Origin of the sequence: Polynucleobacter sp. JS-JIR-5-A7 (assembly GCF_018687935.1) — a bacterium.
Taxonomy (GTDB): Bacteria; Pseudomonadota; Gammaproteobacteria; order Burkholderiales; family Burkholderiaceae; genus Polynucleobacter.
The window spans coordinates 601,302-618,973 of record NZ_CP061308.1 but is presented as its reverse complement, the minus strand read 5'-3'; the positions used below and the strand labels follow the sequence as shown (position 1 = coordinate 618,973).

At 45.9% G+C, this 17,672-nt stretch carries 16 protein-coding genes, 1 tRNA gene and 1 pseudogene; 11 read left to right on the top strand and 7 right to left on the bottom strand.

Annotated elements, in window-relative coordinates; translation table 11 throughout:
- Positions 1-28 precede the first annotated feature (28 nt).
- From AOC29_RS03230 to AOC29_RS03210, 5 genes are all read right to left on the bottom strand, one after another.
- The gene (locus AOC29_RS03230) at positions 29-1,009 is read right to left on the bottom strand and encodes a tripartite tricarboxylate transporter substrate binding protein (RefSeq protein ID WP_215297321.1); all 981 of its coding nucleotides are present in this window, start codon (positions 1,007-1,009) and stop codon (positions 29-31) included.
- Between the two features lie 174 nt (positions 1,010-1,183).
- Complete coding sequence (locus tag AOC29_RS03225) at positions 1,184-2,488, bottom strand: malonyl-CoA decarboxylase domain-containing protein (protein ID WP_215296606.1); 1,305 nt, start codon at positions 2,486-2,488, stop codon at positions 1,184-1,186.
- A 137-nt stretch (positions 2,489-2,625) separates the two neighbouring features.
- Complete coding sequence (lgt, locus tag AOC29_RS03220) at positions 2,626-3,417, bottom strand: prolipoprotein diacylglyceryl transferase (RefSeq protein WP_215296605.1); 792 nt, start codon at positions 3,415-3,417, stop codon at positions 2,626-2,628.
- A gap of 12 nt (positions 3,418-3,429) precedes the next feature.
- Complete coding sequence (locus tag AOC29_RS03215) at positions 3,430-3,894, bottom strand: DNA polymerase III subunit chi (protein WP_215296604.1); 465 nt, start codon at positions 3,892-3,894, stop codon at positions 3,430-3,432.
- Between the two features lie 14 nt (positions 3,895-3,908).
- Positions 3,909-5,513: a leucyl aminopeptidase gene (locus AOC29_RS03210; RefSeq protein ID WP_371819550.1), complete on the bottom strand. Its 1,605-nt coding sequence runs from the start codon at positions 5,511-5,513 to the stop codon at positions 3,909-3,911.
- A gap of 174 nt (positions 5,514-5,687) precedes the next feature.
- Between AOC29_RS03210 and lptF the strand changes: the two genes are divergently transcribed.
- The 3 genes from lptF to AOC29_RS03195 all read left to right on the top strand — a co-directional run bounded on the left by lptF (position 5,688) and on the right by AOC29_RS03195 (position 8,959).
- A complete protein-coding gene (gene lptF, locus AOC29_RS03205; RefSeq protein WP_215296603.1) occupies positions 5,688-6,803 on the top strand; it encodes an LPS export ABC transporter permease LptF in 1,116 nt (371 codons plus the stop codon).
- On the top strand, positions 6,800-7,954 hold the full coding sequence (lptG, locus tag AOC29_RS03200; RefSeq protein ID WP_215296602.1) for an LPS export ABC transporter permease LptG: 1,155 nt from the start codon (positions 6,800-6,802) through the stop codon (positions 7,952-7,954). Before lptF ends, lptG begins: the two co-directional genes overlap by 4 nt.
- Before the next feature lie 63 nt (positions 7,955-8,017).
- Positions 8,018-8,959: a CysB family HTH-type transcriptional regulator gene (locus tag AOC29_RS03195; RefSeq protein ID WP_215296601.1), complete on the top strand. Its 942-nt coding sequence runs from the start codon at positions 8,018-8,020 to the stop codon at positions 8,957-8,959.
- Between the two features lie 37 nt (positions 8,960-8,996).
- Here AOC29_RS03195 and AOC29_RS03190 read toward each other — a convergent pair.
- Positions 8,997-9,081, bottom strand: a tRNA-Leu gene (locus AOC29_RS03190).
- Positions 9,082-9,233: 152 nt separating this feature from the next.
- Between AOC29_RS03190 and AOC29_RS03185 the strand changes: the two genes are divergently transcribed.
- The 8 genes and pseudogenes from AOC29_RS03185 to rng all read left to right on the top strand — a co-directional run bounded on the left by AOC29_RS03185 (position 9,234) and on the right by rng (position 15,878).
- Complete coding sequence (locus tag AOC29_RS03185; protein WP_215296600.1) at positions 9,234-9,953, top strand: YebC/PmpR family DNA-binding transcriptional regulator; 720 nt, start codon at positions 9,234-9,236, stop codon at positions 9,951-9,953.
- Positions 9,954-9,974: 21 nt separating this feature from the next.
- On the top strand, positions 9,975-11,252 hold the full coding sequence (gene purD, locus AOC29_RS03180; protein ID WP_215296599.1) for a phosphoribosylamine--glycine ligase: 1,278 nt from the start codon (positions 9,975-9,977) through the stop codon (positions 11,250-11,252).
- 95 nt (positions 11,253-11,347) lie between these two features.
- Positions 11,348-12,199 (top strand): oxygen-dependent coproporphyrinogen oxidase, encoded by an 852-nt coding sequence (hemF, locus tag AOC29_RS03175; protein ID WP_251370094.1) that lies wholly within the window; start codon positions 11,348-11,350, stop codon positions 12,197-12,199.
- The gene (locus AOC29_RS03170; protein WP_215296597.1) at positions 12,196-12,885 is read left to right on the top strand and encodes a nicotinate-nucleotide adenylyltransferase; all 690 of its coding nucleotides are present in this window, start codon (positions 12,196-12,198) and stop codon (positions 12,883-12,885) included. Before hemF ends, AOC29_RS03170 begins: the two co-directional genes overlap by 4 nt.
- A 46-nt stretch (positions 12,886-12,931) precedes the next feature.
- A pseudogene (rsfS, locus tag AOC29_RS03165) lies at positions 12,932-13,318 on the top strand (ribosome silencing factor); the annotation flags it as partial.
- A 28-nt stretch (positions 13,319-13,346) separates the two neighbouring features.
- Positions 13,347-13,790: a 23S rRNA (pseudouridine(1915)-N(3))-methyltransferase RlmH gene (gene rlmH / locus AOC29_RS03160; protein WP_215296595.1), complete on the top strand. Its 444-nt coding sequence runs from the start codon at positions 13,347-13,349 to the stop codon at positions 13,788-13,790.
- A complete protein-coding gene (locus tag AOC29_RS03155; RefSeq protein WP_371819549.1) occupies positions 13,783-14,418 on the top strand; it encodes a nucleoside triphosphate pyrophosphatase in 636 nt (211 codons plus the stop codon). Before rlmH ends, AOC29_RS03155 begins: the two co-directional genes overlap by 8 nt.
- Entirely contained in the window at positions 14,415-15,878 is a 1,464-nt protein-coding gene (gene rng / locus AOC29_RS03150) for a ribonuclease G (RefSeq protein WP_215296593.1), read from the top strand. The genes AOC29_RS03155 and rng overlap by 4 nt, the downstream gene beginning before the upstream one ends.
- Positions 15,879-15,901: 23 nt before the next feature.
- On the opposite strand, the gene msbA is transcribed toward rng, so the two are convergent.
- Positions 15,902-17,665 (bottom strand): lipid A export permease/ATP-binding protein MsbA, encoded by a 1,764-nt coding sequence (gene msbA, locus AOC29_RS03145; RefSeq protein ID WP_215296592.1) that lies wholly within the window; start codon positions 17,663-17,665, stop codon positions 15,902-15,904.
- Positions 17,666-17,672: the final 7 nt, after the last annotated feature.

Genomic DNA, 17,672 nt, shown 5'->3' with positions numbered 1-17,672 from the left:
ATCAAACAAACATTTTAGGGAAGCAGTCTTAATCCAATTTAGCGCCAGAAGCTTTAGCAACAGCTGCCCAACGCTTTATATCGGCATTAACAAATTTTCCAAAAGTATCGCCGGATAAATTAGGCGTATCAGAACCATTATTAGTCCAGATCGTCTTCATGTCCGGTGTATTAATAGCCTTTTGTACTTCTGCAATCATTTTGTCAACGATAGGCTGTGGCGTTCCCTTGGGAGCAAACAAACCATACCAAGTAGAAACCTCATAACCCACCAAGCCAGCTTCAGCTGCCGTAGGGATGGTTGGAAAGCCAGGTGCGCGCTTTTGTGATGCTACCGCTAAAGCCACAATCGAACCATTCTTGATCTGTGCAGCAGAAGAACCCAGTCCATCAAATTCAACATCCACTTGACCGGCAATCAGGTCTTGCATTGCTGGTCCAGCACCACGATAAGGAATATGGGTAATAAAAGTCTTGGTTAGCATTTTGAATTGCTCGCCAGCAAGGTGGTGTGAAGAGCCATTACCAGCACTCGCATAGTTAAACTTGCCAGGATTCTTTTTAAGAAGCGCAATGAACTCTTTAAGATCTTTCACTTGCACGTTCTTTGGGTTCACCACAATCACTTGTGGTGGATTTGCAACCATCGCTACTGGAATAAAGCTCTTTTCAATGTCGTAGTCTAGGTTGGGATACATTGCTGGAGCGATGGCGTGATGAGCAGCGCCCATAAAAAATGTGTAGCCATCTGGTGCCGCTTTTGCTGCAATGGATGCGCCCAATGTACCACCTGCGCCACCACGGTTATCAATCACGATTTGCTTGCCCAACTGCTTAGTAAGCTGAGCAGCCAAAGGTCTTGCAAATGCATCTGTTCCACCGCCGGCTGGAAATGGAACCACAAATGTAATGGGTTTATTAGGCCACTCTTGAGCCATTACAGCTAATGGTGCAAAACAAACGACAAATAGAGCTTTTCTGAAAAAACCCTTTAATGTTTGCTGAATCATCATGTCTCCTCCACAAGCCTATTTGGCTATTGTTTGTAAGTTATTTACGTCATTTATTCACTACTGAATGCTTTGCTGAGCCTTACTACTGTCCAGTTTCTTCCCATTCTAAAGGGAATGCTCGCTAAATTCTGCTTTAGAGCTTCTACTCCAAAATCCTGCATTTATCACTATCTAAGGCTGCATTAAACGACCTACTGCACGGGAGTAATCAATCTCACCCTGCGTAAATCGCTCATGATTCTCCTCAACTGAGGATAAATCGTACAAATAATTCACCATCAGGGCTGCTGACTGTCGTAATCCCTTACGAGAAAGATCAGCTGCCCAGTTAATTTGATGCAACTTCGCACCATTTCCCAAATGAAACTTGGCTACTGGGTTACCATTTCTGCCAGCAGACCCTAGGCCAAGATAAATACTTGCCAGACAAAGCAAGGCTGATTTTTCTTTTTCACTCGCATTATCGGGATGCCATCCCGCACCTAGTCGTTCAGTCCAAGACTGATTAGCAAGACCCATCGTATTCAGGGCTTGCTCCCGAGCAGTACGAATAGCTGGCTTTAATTGCACTCCTGTTTTGTCGCCACCGATATCTGCACCTGCAGCAACCCAATCAATAAATCCAGGAATGGGAGAGAGAGTCACAAAAGTCTTCAGACCAGGAAACTCTGCATGCAGCTGCTCAGCAACACGCTTGATCAAAAAGTTACCCATCGAAACGCCACGCAGGCCAGGCTCGCAGTTACTAATAGAATAAAACGCAGCGACTTTGTATTGGGAGTTTTGATGAACAGTCTCCGCCTTCTTATCAACTAGGGGAGTAATCACTGCGGGAATCTCAGGCAGCAAAGCTACTTCAACAAAAATCAGCGGCTCATTAGGTAATTGCGGATGAAAAAAGGCAAAGCAACGGCGATCAGGCTGCAAACGTCTACGTAGATCATCCCAACCATCAATGGCATGCACTGCTTCATGTTGAATTAATTTCTCCAAGACTTCAGCAGGTGATTTCCAATCCACTCGATGCATCTTCAAAAAGCCAGGATTGAACCAGGAAGACAGTAAGTGGCGTAAATCGAAATCAACTGCTGTGAGTTCAGGTTGCTTTTCTAGTAGCTGCAATAAATCACGCCGCATGCCTACCAATGCTGCAGTGCCATTGCTTGCGCGATTGAGGCGACGAAATAATTCTTGCCTTGGAGGCTCAGTAACACGCTGCAGTTTGATGTAATTACGCGCGCTAGCTTCAGCAGAAAAGTTTTGCGCTGCACTCATCACCGCAGCAGGATCTGGGTTGAGTTTTTCAAATAAGAAAGTGAAAAACTTCAAATGCTGATCTTTGGAAAGCTTTCGATAGTTATTGATGACATCATCCGCCATGCTTACAGCATTAGACTCGCCTCTCTCAGAAATGAGGCGGTTTACTGCGCCAGTGACACGCGAAAAATAACGCGCTTTTGCTAACTTTTCTAGCATGGGAGCCTATCTCTATTAAAACAGTGAATAAATCCAATAAACCATGTAGTACTACTTACTGGATGAATCAATTAAATCAACTGCATTTTCATTAAATTTCTAATAATGATAAAGGGATTCTTAATATGATGAAGCCTTTAAGAAATAAGGGGGGCCGAATGACGGCGCAGCAAGTAGGTGCCGAAGATCATCATTGGTATGCAGAGCCACTGACCCATCGATAGGCCAAGGCCCAAGAGCCCCAAGAAAGCATCGGGCTCACGAGCATACTCAGCCAAGAAACGACAGACTCCATAGCCTAGTAAAAATAATCCGGATATCTGTCCAATCCGGCGAGGCTTACTTGCATACATCCAAAGAATGATTCCGAGTAAAACACCTTCACCCAGCAATTGATAAATTTGTGATGGATGACGTGGAATGGAATCCACTAGGGGGAAAACCATTGCCCAAGGAAGATCGGTTGGCCTACCCCACAACTCGCCATTAATAAAATTACCTAAGCGCCCAAATGCCAATCCAAAGGGAACCAAAGGCGCCACCAAATCACTCACTACAAAAAAAGTCGTCTGGCGTTTCTTTGCAAACCACCATAGGGCCACCAGAACACCCAAGAGACCGCCATGGAAAGACATGCCACCTTCCCAGATTTTCAAAATACTCAATGGGTTGGCAAGGTAAAAGCTCGGCATGTAAAAAAGGGTATAACCCAAGCGACCTCCAAGCACTACACCCAATACACCTGCAAATAATAAATCTTCTAGGTCTTTATAGGTCCAGCCCAAAGCCTGATAACGAGGAGTACGAATGCGTAAACGACCTAGCAACAGAAATTGCGCAAAGGCCATGAGATACATCAAGCCATACCAGTGAATCGCAAAGGATCCAATACGCAGTGCTGCCGGATCAAACTGTGGATGGATCAACATGAAAAATGGAAATTAACTCTTGGATTGATCAAAGTTATGGAGCTCATGACCTAATTCACGATAGGCCTTGAAGCGCTCGCGCCCTGCTAAGCGCTCCGCTTCATTCACTGTTACGACTTCCACAATCCGCGGAAAGCGCTCTACTAAAGCCGGCACATCTTGCGGCATGCGCATACCCAAATGAATCATCACGTCAGCATGGGGAATAGTGCTTAGATAAGGTGAAGCAAAGTTATCTGTGAGAATGATGGGTGTCTCTGCCGCAGCTTCATCGTCAATATAACAATGCGGCATAAAGTCAGTACTACTGAAAGTCCAAAGCAAATCATCCAACTTCTGTAGATCCCCTTTTTCACCGACAATCACAATCTGTCGAACCGGCTGGCCCTCTGGTGTGGCGCTCCAGATTTTGCGGGTCAAGCGACAGGCATATTCCAGCTTGTCACTTACATTGCTATGAAAATCAATGCGCGCCATATAAATTGGCTAACTTACTTTTGCTCAAGCAAGAAATTCACCAAGAGAGGAACTGGACGACCGGTTGAACCTTTGGCAGCACCACTCTTCCATGCGGTTCCAGCGATATCCAAGTGAGCCCATTTGTACTTCTCAGTAAAGCGCGATAAGAAGCAGGCTGCGGTGACACTTCCTGCAGGGCGTCCACCAATATTAGCAACATCCGCAAAATTGGATTTGAGTTGCTCATGATAAGCAGCATCTAAAGGTAAGCGCCATACCGTATCTAAGGAATCTTTACCCGCTTTAGTCAGAGCATCTACCAAGACTTCATCATCAGAAAACACGCCGCTATGCACATGTCCCAACGCAATGACGCAGGCGCCTGTTAAGGTTGCTACATCAATTACAGCCTTAGGTTTAAAACGCTCCACATAAGTTAGTGCATCACACAATATCAAACGGCCTTCAGCATCAGTATTGAGAATCTCAATGGTTTGACCTGACATGCTCTTCACAATATCTCCTGGACGTGTTGCTCTACCGGATGGCATATTTTCACAGGTAGGCACTACGCCAATCACATTCTTCTTGAGCTTCATCAGTGCGGCGGAATACAAGGTGCCAATAACCGATGCGGCACCACACATGTCGTACTTCATCTCATCCATCGCTTCGCCAGGCTTCAGAGAAATGCCGCCCGTATCAAAGGTAATGCCTTTACCAACCAAGACAATTGGAGCCTCTCCAGTTTTGCCTCCTTGGTGACGCATCACGATAAATTGCGGCGGGGTTTCAGAACCCTTAGCAACAGATAAAAATGAACCCATGCCCAAAGCTTCAATTTGTTTGAGTCCTAACACTTCAACCTTCAGGGCGGTCTTTTTAGCCAAGCCCTGTGCAGTCTTACCTAAATAAGTTGGGGTGCAAATATTAGGAGGAAGGTTGCCCAAGTCCTTGGCGAGATTCATCCCCTCAACCATCGCACCACCCTGCTCAATCGCTAGTTTTAATTCTTTGGCGCAAGCATTGTTGCCTGCAAAGATCAAATGCTTAAAAGTATCAGCCTTATCTTTCGCCTTAAATTTCATCGCCGGTTGACGCACACCAAAACGATAAGCCTGATCGCCAGCATATTGAATAGTGAGCCGCACTTCTTGCGCAATCTTCTCAGATGTTTTAGATAGCGTAAAACTCGGAGCAAACCAAATTGCATTTTCAATTGAGCCACCGCTCAATGCCTTTAATCCTGCACGTGCCACTTTGGAATAAGCCGTCAAACTTTGATCGGCGGTTAAGCGCAGATCACCCATGCTGAGTAATAGCACCCGCTTAGCTTTGACTGCATTCGCAGACCAAGATTTATCCGCTCTCAATAAACAAACTGAGGCTTGTTTGCTATCTAAATCACCCAAAACGTTGGCGTGACTTACTGAACCGCCCAAGAGCAGATCTAACTCCGCCAAAACGCCGGCCTTAGTCTTGGCACCTTTACTACCCGCAAATCTTTCAAAGTCAGCTTTGGAATAACCCAAAACGAGGCAATCTGTAGTTTGAGCCAGCATTGTTTTGAGGCTCGGTTTGAGCAGTTTTGCACTCTGCAGGTCAGCTTGGGGGAAAATTTTGGTGCTAAATTGAATTGTCATAATCTATTGCAGTATTTTTAGGTCGATTCAAGGGCGAAAGATAGAAATCTAGGATGTTTATCCATTATCCTCCGACATGAGATTAACCTATTTTTCCCACATCAAAATAAGTCCTTTTGGCTTTTCATATACCCCCAGAACTACGTTCAGACCCATCCATCACCATTCATGATTTTTAAAGAAGCCCTTCGCCGCGAACTTAGCTTTACTACAGGCGGAGTCTTTTTGGTCTTGGTCACCATCATGGTCACCACTTTGGTGATTCGAATTTTGGGATATGCAGCCAATGGTTCCGTTAATCCTGAAGATGCCATCGTTCTCATTTCTTTGGCTACCCTAGGCTATCTTGCCGTTTTATTAACCGTATCACTCTTTGTTGCCATACTGATTGTTTTGGTGCGCTGGTACAAAGATTCTGAAATGATCGTTTGGTTTGCTAGTGGATTAAGCATCAGTAACTTGATCCGCCCTATTTTGCAATTTGCTACTCCACTCATCATCATTATTGCCTTGCTGGCTCTTTTTGTGTGGCCTTGGGCTAATCGAGAAACCACCCTTATTAGCCAGCGCTTTCAGCAACGTGATGATGTATCGATGGTGACTTCTGGCCAATTTAAAGAATCTGCCAGAGCAGAACGCGTCTTTTTTATTGAAGAGCTTGATGTTGATAAAAGTGAAGTGAAAAATATATTCGTAGCTGACCATAAAAATGGGCGCCTCAGTATTGCAGTCGCTTCCACTGGCTATATTCAAAACGCCGAAGGCGGAGAAAAATCCATTGTTTTACATAATGGGCGGCGCTATGAAGGGCAGCCTACTGCACCAGATTTTAGAATCCTAGAGTTCAATGATTACACCACTAAGATCCGAAGCAAAGAAGCATTGGCGCCAGCCCCACGTGATCGAGAAAAAACGGTTTCCGAGTTACTGAACGACAATAATCCAACAGCATTTAATGCCAATCGCGCAGAGCTCCTTTGGCGCCTAGGTTTGCCACTGATGGCTCTGGGCTTGGTTCTGATTGCCATCCCACTAGCGTATGTCAATCCCCGCTTAGGCAATTACACTGCGATGTTTTATGCGGTCCTTATTTATTTGATTTATAGCAACCTACTGAATCTCACGCAAAACTTTGTTGCCCAAGGGAAGTTCAGTGTGTTTGTCGGAATTTGGCCTATTCATCTTTTAGCATTTTTGATTGCATATGTACTGATACGTAATCGCATCAATCCATCCATTCGGTGGTGGCGTCGTCAACTTCCCGCATCCTTTTCTCACAAATGAAACTGCTCTTTCCGTATATTTATGAGCGTTATTTAGCTAAGCAGATCTATGCGGCCTTTGGCTTTATCTTGTTTGCCTTAGTTGCCCTCTTCTTATTCTTTGACATCTTGAGCGAGCTAGGCTCAGTGCAAGGTGGCTATACCCTACCAATCGCATTGCTCCATGTATTGCTGAAGGCGCCGAGCCGCATTTCTGAAATTATTCCAATTGCAGGTTTGATTGGCAGTATTTATGTATTTGCCATGCTAGCCAGTCAATCTGAGTTCACCATCTTGCGTATCGCAGGACTTGATGTCAAGCGTGGCCTCATTACGCTTACCAAAATTTCATTACCCCTGGTGCTCCTAACCCTCATCATGAGTGAGTGGGCCGGCCCTTATGCAGAAAGCAAGTCAGAACAAATTCGCATGAAGGCCTTAGGCACTAGCTACTCAGCGCAATTTAAGACTGGCGTTTGGGTGAAAGATCGCCTCAGAGATGAGGACGGTAGCGGTCCCGTTCGACCAGGTGTACGCTATGTGAATGTGGGTAAGGTCGATAAAGACAATGAGATTCGTGATATTCGAATGTATGAATTTAACGATAACTACAATCTGCTATCGATTCGGAGCGCCCCATCGGGTCATTTCGATGAAGCTGGAATTTGGGTATTAAAAGATGTGACCGAAACACGCTTCAAAGAAATCAAACAGACCGATCCACTCAACCCCGTTTTTTCCTCGAGGACATTTACCCATCCTACTCTGACCTTAGAGTCTGAAGTCACGCCACAAATTTTGAACGTACTCTTGATCAGCCCTGAAAAAATGTCGATTGTCAGTTTAGGTCGTTTCATTATTCATCTGCAAGATAACAAACAAGATATACAACGTCACGCCATTGCCTTTTGGAAAAAAGTGGTTTACCCATTCACCATTTTTGTGATGCTGGCTCTAGCCCTCCCGTTTGCTTACTTAAAAGTACGTGCAGGCAGCGTTGGTATTAAAGTGTTTGGTGGAATCATGCTGGGGATGAGCTTCCAGTTATTTAATTCTCTTTTCTCCAACGTCGGTTTGTTAAGCGCATGGCCGACCTTCTTGACGGCCTTAGTCCCACCGATGTTCTACTTTCTTTTAGCGCTCCTTGCTTTAGGTTGGGTTTCTAAAGCCTAAGACCAAAAATTCATATAGAATCAGATTCCTATATCTCTTTAGATATATAGATAGGAGTCTTATATGAACCTTCATCAATTTCGTTTTGTCCGCGAAGCGGTTAGGCAAAACTTCAATCTCACCACTGCTGCCAAAGCACTCTTCACTTCTCAGCCTGGCGTATCGAAGGCCATCATCGAACTAGAAGATGAATTGGGTGTGGAGATCTTTCGTCGCCACGGCAAGCGTATTCGCTCACTAACTGAGCCTGGCAAGCGTATTCTAAGCTCGGTAGAACGAATCCTCGATGAAGTTGAAACACTAAAGCGAGTTGGCGAGGATTTTGCCAGTCAAGACCAAGGTAACTTTGTGATTGCCACCACCCATACCCAGGCTCGTTATGCACTCCCTAAAGTGCTGACTGAATTTACTAAGCGCTTTCCAAAAGTACGCGTCAGTATTCAACAAGGTAGCCCTGGGCAGATTGCGGAGCTACTAAGTCATGACCGTGCTGATATCGCCATTGCTACTGAAGGAATAGCCAATACACCTGGCGTCCTCGCTCTACCGGGTTACCAATGGCAGCACGTCGTTATGGTGCCATTGAGTCACCCGCTACTAAATCAAGCAACAGTCACTTTAGAAGAGATTGCGAAATATCCGATCATTACTTACGACAAAGCATTTGCAGGTCGCAGCAAAATTGATGCGGCCTTTGCTCAACGCAGTATTACACCCGACATCATCTTAGAAGCAATTGATGCTGACGTGATTAAAACTTATGTTGAAGCCGGTATGGGTATTGGCATTGTTGCTGGTCATGCCTACGACTCTGAAAGAGATCGCAACCTCAAAGTGATTCCCGTAGGTCATTTGTTTGGCAACAACGTCACGCACATTGGAGTTAAACAAGGCGCATACCTAAGATCTTTTGTGTACACCTTCATTGAACTCTTCTCGCCCACGCTCACCAAGAAAATTGTTGAGCAAGCAATGAGCGAGAAAGCCGAAACTTACGAAATATAGTATTTGGAGAAATTTGACGGCTTGATTGACCGTTAAATGGTGCCTCGGGGCGGACTCGAACCGCCACGCCTTGCGGCACCGGATTTTGAGTCCGGCACGTCTACCAATTCCATCACCGAGGCAGGTGTTTGCAGTGGAAATTCTGCGCAATTTGATGCTTTGTTACTGCTAAGACATGAGAGTGTAACAAAAATTGCCTAGTTGCCGCCTACCTTGGGTATAGAACCCCTTAAAATAGAGACTTATAGCCAAATTATTAAAAGGAATTACCCGTATGGCCGGCCACTCGAAGTGGGCCAATATTCAGCACCGCAAAGGTCGTCAAGACGAAAAACGCGGCAAGATTTGGACCAAACTCATTAAGGAAATTACTGTTGCTGCCAAATTAGGCGGCGGCGATCTGACAGCTAACCCTCGCTTACGTTTAGCGATCGACAAGGCTAAAGATTCCAACATGCCGAATGACAATGTGCAACGAGCTATTCAGCGCGGCACCGGCTCTTTAGAGGGAGTGAGCTACGAAGAGATTCGTTATGAGGGTTACGGCATGAACGGCGCAGCAGTGATTGTTGATTGCCTCACCGATAACCGTACTCGCACCGTTGCTGAAGTGCGCCATGCTTTCAATAAAAATGGCGGCAATATGGGAACTGAAGGTTCAGTTGCCTTTCTATTTAAGCACTGCGGTCAAATGTTATTCGCCCCCGGCACTAGCGAAGATCAACTGATGGAAGTTGCCTTAGATGCGGGTGCTGATGATGTGATCACTCACGATGATGGATCACTTGAGGTATTAACTCCCGTGCCAGATTTTCCTAAAGTGCAAGATGCACTTTCTCAAGCAGGATTAAAAGCCGAATTAGCGACTGTTGCCATGAGACCAGAAACAGAGATTGCGCTTGAAGGTGATCAAGCGGAGAGCATGCAAAAATTGCTGGATGCACTTGAAAACTTAGATGACGTACAAGAAGTCTTTACCAACGCTGCTCTTTAAACTCTTACTAACTCTTCTATTATGAAAATTCTTCTCGTTGGATCTGGTGGACGCGAACACGCCTTAGCCTGGAAACTGGCGCAATCTCCTCGAGTGCAAAAAGTGTATGTGGCGCCAGGTAATGGTGGTACTGCAACCGCCAAGCAAACCGCTGTTGGCATTGAGAATTTACCGATTACCGGATTAGAAGAGCTGGCTGATTTTGCGAAACGTGAAAAGATTCACCTGACGGTTGTTGGCCCTGAAGCCCCATTAGCCGCAGGAATTGTGGATGTCTTCCGCAATCATGGCTTACGTATTTTTGGACCAACTCAACTGGCCGCTCAATTGGAATCCTCTAAAGACTTTTCTAAAGCATTCATGAAACGTCACGGCATTCCCACGGCTGATTACCAAACATTTTCTAGCACTCTAGAAGCTCATGCTTACATTGACGCTAAGGGTGCACCGATTGTGATTAAAGCTGATGGCTTGGCTGCTGGCAAAGGTGTTGTAGTAGCCATGAGCTTAGAAGAGGCTCATGCTGCAGTGGAGATGATGCTCGCCGATAACAAACTCGGCAATGCTGGTGCCCGCGTTGTCATTGAAGAATTCCTCACCGGTGAAGAAGCCAGCTTTATCGTTCTCGTAGATGGTAAACATGTTCTTGCGCTGGCAACCAGTCAAGATCACAAGCGCTTATTAGATGGTGACCAAGGCCCCAATACTGGCGGCATGGGTGCTTACTCTCCTGCGCCTGTTGTGACCCCAGAAATTCATGCACGGGCATTGCGTGAAGTGATCATGCCTACTGTTAAAGGTATGGAGGCGGATGGCTTGCCTTACACAGGCTTTCTTTATGCAGGCCTGATGATTACTCCAGATGGCAAAATCAAAACACTGGAATTCAATTGCCGCATGGGTGATCCAGAAACTCAACCCATCATGGCGCGCTTACGTAGTAATCTCGTAAATGCTCTTGATCACGCAGTAGATGGCAAGTTGAATGAAATCGAACTTGAGTGGGATCGTCGCACTGCTTTAGGGGTAGTGCTTGCTGCCCATAACTATCCAGACACGCCTCGTAACGGCGATGTCATTACCGGTATTCCGGTTGACACCGAAGATCAAATCACGTTCCACGCTGGCACCAAACTACAAGATGGCAAAGTAGTGACTTCTGGTGGACGGGTACTCTGCGTGGTCGGCTTGGCAGATACTGTTCGCGGCGCCCAACAAAAAGCTTACGATGCAATTAATCAAATCGAATTTGATGGCATGCAATATCGCAAAGATATTGGCTATCGCGCACTTAAATGAAAGTAAGAGCACCTTTGTCAACTCAACATACTCAAATTGATATCGCAGTCTTAAAAGATTATTTCTTAGGGCTACAAGATCGCATCACCAATGCCATGAGTGCATTAGATGGCAAAGCCTTCGCTGCAGACGAATGGCATAAACCTGAAGATAGCAAGCTCAAAGGTTATGGTCGCACCTGCACTCTAGATGGTGGCAATATCCTCGAAAAGGGTGGGGTTGGCTTCTCTCATGTTCGAGGTGATCAAATGCCACCCTCAGCTTCGCATCACCGTCCCGAAGTAGCCGGTCGTAGCTTTGAAGCGATGGGAGTATCAGTAGTCTTCCACCCTAATAATCCCAAAGTTCCGACTACCCATATGAATGTGCGCTGCTTTATTGCGCAAGCCCCAGATCAAGAACCCGTCTGGTGGTTTGGCGGCGGCTTTGATCTCACACCCTACTACGGCGTTGATGAGGATTGCAAACACTTTCATCAAACTGCAAAAGATGCTCTTGATCCATTCGGAGCAGAGCTCTACCCTCGCCTTAAAAAGTGGTGTGACGAGTATTTTTACTTGAAGCATCGTGAAGAACCCCGTGGCATTGGTGGCGTTTTCTTTGATGATTTCAACGAACTGGGCTTTGAGAAAAGTTTTGCAATGACCCGTGCAGTAGGTGATGCCTTTATTAATGCTTACCTGCCAATCGTTGAACGCCGCTATCAAGATACCTTTACCGCTGAAGAAAAAGCATTCCAAGAGTACCGACGTGGTCGCTATGTGGAATACAACCTCATCTTTGATCGCGGTACGATCTTTGGCTTGCACTCGGGTGGTCGCACCGAATCCATCTTGATGTCCATGCCCCCAGTAGTGCAGTGGTGGTACAACTATCAGCCCAAGCCCGGGACACCAGAAGCTAAGCTGTATGACTATTATCTCAAACCACGTGATTGGTTAGCTTGAGCGCTCGTAAAAAAATTGGCATCCTGGGTGGTACCTTTGATCCGCCCCATATAGGACATCTCAGATTAGCGAGTCATTTTGCAAACAAGTTGCACTTAGATGAGCTACTTCTCATACCCAGTGGTGAACCATGGCAGAAGGGCTCGAACATTACAGCCGCTGAAATTCGTTATCAACTCACTGAGGCTGCCGGTATTGATTTAGCCAGGGCACTTTCATATCTAAAGATACCCACACAAGTCGGTATTGATCGCATAGAGATTGAGCGTGCTGGTCCGAGTTACAGTATTGATACTGCTAAATCCTTACGTGAACGCTTTGGCTCCCAAGCTAGCTTAATTTGGTTGACTGGAGTGGACTCGTTGATTCACCTACCAACTTGGGTTGCTTGGCGCGAGTTGTTTCAGTACATGCATTTCGCAGTAGCCAGCCGACCAAACTATGATCTCATGGCTGAGATGAGCCCTGAAATTCAAGAATTACTCGATACCCGCCAAACTTTTGATCCAGCAGCTCTTGAAAATCAAGCGGCTGGCCTCATCTACATTGATGAAGGTCTTGCAGTAGACCTCTCCTCTACCGACCTCAGAAGTCGCCTTCAGTCACCTGCTCGAAGCTCTATTGAGTCTGAGCAAATTCCATCACAAACACTAGAAATCATTACAAATCTGGGCTTGTACCAGTAATCAAGCTAAGATCAAGCTCAACACTAAAAGATATTGCATAGACACCATGGACTTACGTAAATTACAACGCGTCATTATTGATGCCCTAGAAGATGTTAAGGCGCAGGATATTCGCGTTTATGACACCACCAAACTCAGCGAGTTATTCGATCGCGTGATTATTGCTACAGGGTCCAGCAATCGCCAAACACGGTCTTTAGCCATGTCTGTCAAAGAAGAGGTCAATGCCAAAGGTGGTGAAGTGATCTCTATCGAAGGCTTAGAGACTGGTGAATGGGTGCTCGTAGACTGCGGTGATATTGTGGTTCATATTTTGCAGCCGATGTTGCGCTCTTACTATCAACTGGAAGGTATGTGGGGTGCCAAACCGGTGCGCGTCAAATTGGCTGGTGCCAAAGGCCTAGCTAAAGCAAGCGAATCTGAAGACGACGAGTAATTTTTTTATTCACGCCATTTAGCCGATGCGCTTAACCATTGTTTCAGTTGGTCACAAGATGCCCGATTGGGTTGTAACAGCAACTCAAGACTACATCAAACGCATGCCAGCGGATTGCAGTATTGAGATTAAAGAAATCAAGCCTGATCTCACTCCAGCAAAAGAAGCAGTCAAAATCCTGGCAGCTATTCCAAAGGGCTCACGCGTCATTGCCCTAGATGAGCGCGGTAAAGATCAAACCACCCAGAATCTAGCTACTCAGCTAGCAAGCTGGCGTCAAGAAGGTTTTGACATTACCTTTTTAATTGGTGGAGCCGATGGTCTAGATGCCAAGCTCAAAACGCATGCACAAGCGATGTGGCGTCTCTCTAGCCTCACAATGCCACATGCGATGGCTAGAGTGTTACTGGTTGAGCAACTCTATCGCGCCTGGACTATTCTTCAAGGTCATCCCTATCACCGTGAGTAATGCTGTGTATTCTTTTGTTTATCTCGCCTCTCAAAGTCCACGCCGTCAAGAGCTCTTAAAACAAATAGGGGTGCACTTTGAAATGCTCCTTCCTCAAGTGGGTGAAGATGTTGAAAGCATTGAAATACCCCTCCCCCATGAAAAAGCACTTGCTTATGTAGAGCGAGTGACCTTAGCGAAAAGCGCTGTTGCACTAGAGCGCTGGAAAAAGAGTGGCTTACCTTGGGCGCCAATTTTGTGTGCAGACACCACGGTTAGTCTTCCCAATCATCCCGATGGTGAAATTCTCGGAAAACCCTCTGATGTTGCCGATGCTACTCGTATTCTGGGAATGTTGAGTGGTAAAACTCATGAGGTATTCACTGGGGTGGCACTGACGATCACGCCTGAAGAATCACCGGTATTTTTATTGCAAGTATCTGAGGTTCAGTTTGCCGTCCTGTCGGAATCACAAATCAACGCCTATATTGGAAGCGGAGAACCTTTTGGTAAGGCTGGCGCCTACGGTATTCAAGGTGGCGGAAGCGCCTTTATCCCCTCGATCAAGGGTAGCTATAGCGGTATCATGGGACTTCCCCTTTATGAAACTGCTCAACTACTCAAACGCGCTCAAATTAACTGTATATGAATGAAGAGATACTCATCAATATCACTCCGCAAGAGACGCGGGTTGCTTTAATACAGCAAGGTGCGGTTCAGGAACTGCAAATTGAGAGAACTCGTCAACGTGGAATTGTTGGAAATATCTACCTTGCAAAAGTTGTGCGCGTATTACCGGGTATGCAGTCTGCTTTCATTGAAATTGGTTTGGAGCGTACTGCGTTTATGCACGTTGCTGACATCACCCAAAGCAATCCGCAGCCCCAGATTGAAAAATTACTATTTGAAGGTCAGACTTTATTAGTCCAAGTCTTGAAGGACCCCTTAGGCACTAAGGGCGCACGTCTGACGACCCAACTCAGTATTGCAGGGCGTAACTTAGTTTACTTACCTCCCGCAGGAACCGATACCGCTACCGAAAAATATATCGGCGTCTCCCAACGAATTGATCAACCAGAAGAGCGTGAAGCAATTAAAACTCGTCTGGCTGGACTCATGGCTGAAGATGAAAAAGGCGGCATCATCGTGCGTACCAGCGCCCAAGATGCTTCAGATACCGAATTGCAACATGACATGCGCTATCTCAGAACGACTTGGGAAAGTATTCGTGAAGCAATGAAGCACAAAGCTGCGCCTAGCCTACTTTACCAAGACCTGAGCTTGGCTGAGCGAGTATTGCGCGATGTTGCTGGCGAAGAAACAATTCAAATTCGGGTCGACTCGGCAGAGAATTTTGAGAAGCTCAAAGGCTTCGCCAATCTATATATGCCTAACTTATTAGGCAAGCTCACTTTGCATCGTGGCGAACGTGCCCTATTTGATTTATTTGATGTCGATGCCGAAATTAATAAAGCCTTAGGTCGACGTGTTGATCTGAAATCCGGTGGCTACCTGATGATCGACCAAACAGAGTCAATGACAACGATTGATGTCAACACTGGTAGCTATGTAGGCGCCCGTAATTTGGATGACACGGTATTTAAAACTAATCTTGAGGCAGCTCAGGCCATTGCTCGGCAACTGCGCTTACGCAACCTAGGCGGCATCATCATTATTGATTTTATCGACATGATAGGCAAAGATCATCAAGAATCAGTATTGCATGAACTGAAGCGGAATTTGGAGCGTGATCACGCTCGTACATCTGTAAGTGAATTTTCAGCATTAGGCTTGGTAGAAATGACTCGCAAGCGCACTCGTGAATCGCTGGCTCATATTACTTGTGAGCCATGTACTACCTGTATGGGTAAAGGTGAAATCAAAACGGCACAAACGATTTGCTATGAGATCTTGCGTGAGATTGTGCGTGAGCATCGTCAATTTAATCCGCGAGAATTTCGGATCGTAGCGGCACCAGACGTGATTGACCTCTTTCTTGAGGAAGAAAATCAATTCTTGGCGCAGTTGGGCGATTTCATTGGCAAACCGATTACGCTCCAGGCAGAAGGTAGCTTCCGCCAAGAACAATACGATATCGTTCTGAGCTAAGGATCCAGACTATTTAAGCAAGATTACGCATTAGAGAATTGAATGCGATGTAAGTTGGCATACAGGCCATCTTGCTTGATCAACTCTTCATGTGAGCCGTTTTCCACAATCTTGCCGTGCTCTAAAACGACAATTCGGTCTGCATGTTCAATCGTGGAGAGACGATGCGCAATCACCAAGGTAGTTCTGCCAGCCATTAATCTTTCTAAAGCATCTTGCACTTGACGCTCTGATTCAGAATCCAAGGCGGAAGTAGCCTCGTCCAAAATCAGAATCGGCGCATTTTTATAGATAGCTCGAGCAATTGCCAAACGCTGACGTTGGCCGCCAGATAAGCGGTTGCCGTTATCACCCACCATCGAATCAATCCCCTCGGGAAGCTCACGAATCATGGCACTCAAGTTGGCCGCCTCTAAAGCCTCGATCACCCGACCACGATCAATACCCTCTTCACTGGCCGCGCCATACGCTACGTTGGCAGCAATCGTGTCATTAAATAAAATGACATCCTGACTTACAAAGGCAAGTTGCTTGCGAACATCCGCCAGCACAATATCTTCTAAGGGCAAGTCGTCTAAGTAAATATGGCCACTGGTTGGCTTAAAGAACCGGGGCAGTAAGTTGACTAAGGTTGACTTGCCACCACCAGAAGGTCCAACAAACGCAACAATTTCGCCAGGCTTGATCGTGAGATCAATATTGGTCAATGCATCTTTACGCCCCGCCTCTTGCTGGTATGAGAAACCCACCTTCTCAAATCGGATTGCACCTTTGGCTTTATCCAAAGGCTTCATGTTCTGTTTGCGATCTTCAGCCTCTTCAAAAGGCTGGTCCATTAAGCCAAAAATCATTTCTGCCGCAGTGAGACCGCGTTGTAAAGGCTGATTGATATCAGCTAAATGCTTTAAAGGAGAAATCACTAACATCATTGCGGTAATAAACGCCGCAAAACCGCCTACTGTAGTGCCTTCAGTAGAAGACTGCATCAATGCAATCACCAGCACAATCGATAGCGCCATTGAAGCAATTAACTGTGTAATGGGTTGATTTAAACCACCCGCTACGGCCGACTTCAAAGCAAATTGGCGTAAACGCTCTGCTTTTTGCAAAAAGCGATTCATTTCATATTCTTGGGCACCATGCACCTTCACAATCTTGTAGCCGGCAGCAGATTCCTCAACAATGTAGGCCAACTCACTCGTCAAGTTTTGTTGCTCGCGATTAAGCGACCTCAAGCGTCGATTAATTTTGCTCATGATCAAAGCAATGACCGGGAAAATGATGAGTACAACTAAGGTGAGTTTCCAATTGAGATAAATCAAGTAGCCCATCAATCCCAGCACAGTTAGTGAGTCGCGCACCAGGCTAATGAGCATGCCGCCCATAATTGACAGCACATTATTCACCTCAAAAACAACGGCATTAATTAAATTGGAGGCTGAGTTTTTTTGAAAGAAAGCAGTACTTGCATGCAATAAGGTTTGGAACATTTGCTCACGCAGTTTGAGAAGGACTGCATTGATGACTCGAGTAAGCAAATAATTCGATAGAAACTGAGCTAGGCTACGTACTAGCGCCAATCCAACCAAAAAGACGGGTATCTGCCATAGCTTGTCATTAAGCCCACCAGTAAAGCCGCGGTCCAATAAAGGCTTCATCAAAGCAGGAATCGAGGTCTCCGCTGCAGCCACAAAGGCCATGGCGACTAAAGAACCAATAATCAGCCCAATATGGGGCTTAAGATAGGTAATTAAGCGATTTAGAGCGGTCCGGTCTTGAGCATTCATATAATGA